The 3,947-nt window shown below is 74.7% G+C and carries 2 protein-coding genes and 2 pseudogenes; all 4 read left to right on the top strand.

What is annotated here, in order from left to right; genetic code table 11:
• Window positions 1-133, top strand: a pseudogene (locus tag B7767_RS48715) (urease accessory protein UreF); the annotation flags it as partial.
• 31 nt (window positions 134-164) lie between these two features.
• The gene (gene ureG / locus B7767_RS37180; protein ID WP_085575853.1) at window positions 165-860 is read left to right on the top strand and encodes an urease accessory protein UreG; all 696 of its coding nucleotides are present in this window, start codon (window positions 165-167) and stop codon (window positions 858-860) included.
• Window positions 857-1,714, top strand: a complete 858-nt coding sequence (locus B7767_RS37175) for an urease accessory protein UreD (RefSeq protein WP_085575852.1) — start codon at window positions 857-859, stop codon at window positions 1,712-1,714. The genes ureG and B7767_RS37175 overlap by 4 nt, the downstream gene beginning before the upstream one ends.
• A gap of 138 nt (window positions 1,715-1,852) precedes the next feature.
• Window positions 1,853-3,947 (top strand): annotated as a pseudogene (locus B7767_RS37170) (hypothetical protein); the annotation flags it as partial.

Here is a 3,947-nt window from a genome sequence, read left to right as displayed (position 1 = left end):
CGGTGCCGCGGCCGACGCGGCGGAGCGCGTGGCCGCCGAGGGCGTCACCGTCCTGCCCGCCGCGTCCGCCCCGCTGCTGGACATCACCGGCGAACAGCACGCCGCCCGGCCCGTGCGCCTCTTCGCCTCCTGACCCGCCTCCACCGCACCGAACTGGAGCCCCCGTGCACCTGGACCATCCCGTGACCCTGCCGCACCGCCACACCCACAGCGCCGACCCCCGGCGCCCGGACGGCAGCCGCCGCGCCCTGCGGATCGGCTTCGGCGGGCCGGTCGGCTCGGGCAAGACCGCGACCGTGGCCGCGCTGTGCCGCACCCTGCGCGACCGGCTGTCCCTCGCCGTGGTCACCAACGACATCTACACCCAGGAGGACGCCGCCTTCCTGCGCCGCGAGGCCGTACTGCCGCCGGAGCGCATCACCGCCGTGGAGACCGGCGCCTGCCCGCACACCGCCATCCGCGACGACATCTCCGCCAACCTCGAAGCGGTCGAGCACCTCGAACAGACCCTGCACCCGCTGGACCTGATCCTCATCGAGTCCGGCGGGGACAACCTCACCGCGACCTTCTCCCGCGGACTCGTCGACACCCAGGTCTTCGTCATCGACGTGGCCAGCGGCGACGACATCCCCCGCAAGGGCGGCCCCGGCATCACCACCGCCGACCTCCTCGTGGTCAACAAGACCGACCTGGCGCCGTACGTGGGAGCCGACCTGGACACCATGAGGGCCGACACCCGCAGGCAGCGGGGGGACCTGCCGTACGCCTTCACCAGCCTGACCGAGGCCGACGGCATCCGCCCGGTCACCGACTGGGTCACCGGGTGCCTCACCGCCTGGCACGCCGGAGTCACCGGGTGACGGCCGCCGCCCCGGCCCCGGCCGAGGACCTTCCGAAGCCCCGCCCCCACCCCACCGGCGTCCGCGCCACCGCCCGGCTGAGGGCCACCCACAACGGCCGCACCACGACACTCCCCCTCCTGCACAGCGACGGCCCCTTCCACCTGCGCCGGCTGCGGCCCCGCGGGGAGCGGGCACGGGTCTGCGTGCTCGGCGCGATGAGCGCACCGCTCGGCGGGGACGGACTCACGCTCGACGTCACCGCCGAGGCGCGCACCCGGCTGGAGGTGACCACGTCCGCCGCCACCATCGCCCTGCGCGGCCCCACCACGGACCCCGCCACCTACGACGTACGGCTCACCGTCGGCGAGCACGCGTCGCTGCACTGGCTGCCCCAGCCGCTGATCAGCGCGCGGGGCAGCACCCTGCACCAGACGTACGAGGTGGACCTCGCCGGAACCTCCCGGCTCCTGCTGCGCGAGGAGCAACTCCTCGGACGCACCGCCGAACCCTCGGGCCACCTGTCCACCCGCCTGACCGTACGGCGCGACGGCCGCCCGGTCCTCGACCAGCACACCGTCTACGGGGCCCCGTCCCCGGCGTGGGACGGCCCCTCCGTACTGGGCGGCCACCGGGCGACCGGCCAGCTCCTCCTCGTCGACCCCGAACCGGTGCCGCTCCCGGAACCCGTCCTCCTCGGCGACCCGGAAGGGGGACAGTGCGTACTGGCGCCGCTCGCCGACGGCACGGCACTCCTCGCCACCGCCGTCGCCCCGACCCCGACCCGGCTCCGCGACCTCCTCGACACCGCGCTCGCCCACGCCTCCGGCGCCGCCGCGGACCGCGCCGAGGCCACCTCCTCGGTGGGCCACTGATCGCACGCCGCCGGGAGTGCGCGCCCTCCGGAGGCGGTCGGCGCACGACGTCGTGGTCCGCGCGAGTGGCGAAACGGCACCGCCCGAATCACCGCGACCCCCTACAGTGCTGCTCGGCAGCGGGCAGGGGGAGTGGGCATGGACGGGCAACCGCCTTCGGAACACCGGGCGTTGGTGGTGGGCGTAGAAGGCCCCGCGCCCGATCTGGTGGACGAGGACCAGCCGGAATGGCCGCCGCTGCCGTTCGCCCCGGAGTACGCCGGGCGGCTGCGCGACGCCCTCCGTTTCTTCGGCTACCGGGCGCACGACGCCGAGGAGGACCCCTCCGGATCGGCGGCCGCGCTGGAGCGGGCCGTCGAGTCGGTGCTGGAGGCCGGTCCCGGGTTCGTCGTGGTGCACATCCTGGCCCACGGCAAACCGGCCGGCAGTGGCGGCGTCTACGCCGTGGGGGGCGACGGGCGGCCCACCCGGCACGACGTCGAGAGCTGGCTCAAACTGGTCGAGGACGCCGAACCCGACGAGTCCGCGCCGTACGTGCTGTTCCTGTTGGACCTGTGCCACTCCGGCAACGTGGCCCGGCGGGAGTGGCAGCACGCCCTGCCCGGGGACCGGCGACGGGCCTGGGTGCTCGCCGCCGCCGAGGCCGGTGAGCAGGCCTACGACGGCCGTCTGACCCGGGCGGTCACCGAGGTGCTCGGACGGTTCGCGGACGGGAGCGAGCGGGTGGATCCGTCCGTGCCGTACGTCCCCTTCCACCTCTTCTGCCGCCGGGTCGGTGACCTGGTGGACGAGTACACGCTGGACGGGCCGCCGCAGAAGGCCCTCGACCCCATGGTCCCCGTGTCGGCCGCGGACCTGTCCCACCTGGCGTTCTTCCCGAATCCCGCATACGGCCGGGGCGAGGCGCGAGCCGCCTTTCGCCCCCGGGTCGACCGGACGGTCACCGCGCTCCTCGACGAGGTGGCCGACGTCCGGCACTTCGCCGGCCGGGCCTCCGGTACGGAAGCGGTGTTCGGAGAAGGGGGCCCGGTGCTCTTCCGGGGCAGGGTCCCCCAAATGCGCTCCCTGGCCGATTGGTTACGGGGAAAGGACCAGGACCTGTGCGTGGTCACCGGCGGACCGGGCGTGGGCAAGTCCGCGCTGCTCGGGGCGCTGGTGTGCGCGGCACACCCCGAACTGCGGGACACGACGCACGGGTTGCGGACAACATCGGCCGACGCGCCCCCGCTGGTCCCCGGTCTGGCCGTGGTGCACGCGCGCCGGCGTTCCGTCCCCGAGGTGATGGCCGCCCTCGGCCGCCAGTGGGGGCTCGGAACGACCCGCGACGTCACCGAGGTCGTCGCCGCTCTCCGGGACCGCGACCGCCCACCGGTGCTGATCCTCGACGCACTGGACGAGGCCGAGCACCCCACGGAGCTGATGAGGACGCTGCTCACCCTGGCCCGGGACTGCCGGATGCTGGTCGGGGTCCGTCCGGGACGTCGCTTCGCGCCGCTGCTCCGCAGGGCCGGCGCGGGACGCGTCGACCTGGACGACGTGCCGGACCAGCGGCTGCGCGGGGAACTGCGCGACTACCTGCGCGACGTGCTGGCCACCGATCCCCGCTACGCGACGGCCGAAGGGGAGGGAACCGCCGGCCGGCTGGCCGACGGCATCGCCCGGGAGCTGGTGCGTCACGGGGTGCCGGGATGCGGCGAGTTCCTGGTGGCCGCGTTGTACGTGCGGCACGTGCTCGACCAGCCCTTCCCGGACGGTCCGGCCGGGGTGCGAGGACTCGTCGAGGCCGTACCGCGTGACCTGCGCGGCGTCATGAAGCTGCACCTCGAGGACCGGCGGCGCCCGCTGTGGGCGGACGCCGTCCTCCACGCCCTCGCCCATGCCCAGGGGGACGGCATGCCGGAAGAGGTGGTACGGACGGCGGCCGCCGCCTTCGGGCCGCGCGAACCGGGGACCGAGCAGGTCCGCGAGGTCCTGGACGCGGTCCTCTTCTATCTGCGTCGTGACGTGGACGCCGAGGGCCGGACGGTGTACCGCCTCTTCCACCAGGGGCTGGCCGACCTGTTCCGGGCGGAGAAGCCGTACGCCGACGCCGTGTTCACCCGGCTGCTCACCCTCGTCCGGGACCCGCACCGCTGGGCCACCACAGAGCCGTACCTGCTGCGCCACGCGGCCGGGCACGCCGCCGAGGCCGGACGACTGCACGAGCTCCTCACCGACGCCGATTTCGTGGTGC

Origin of the sequence: Streptomyces sp. 13-12-16, from assembly GCF_002114215.1 — a bacterium.
Taxonomy (GTDB): domain Bacteria; phylum Actinomycetota; class Actinomycetes; order Streptomycetales; family Streptomycetaceae; genus Streptomyces.
Note: the sequence above shows the minus strand (reverse complement) of the source record. Positions and strands in the feature narration are given on the sequence as shown.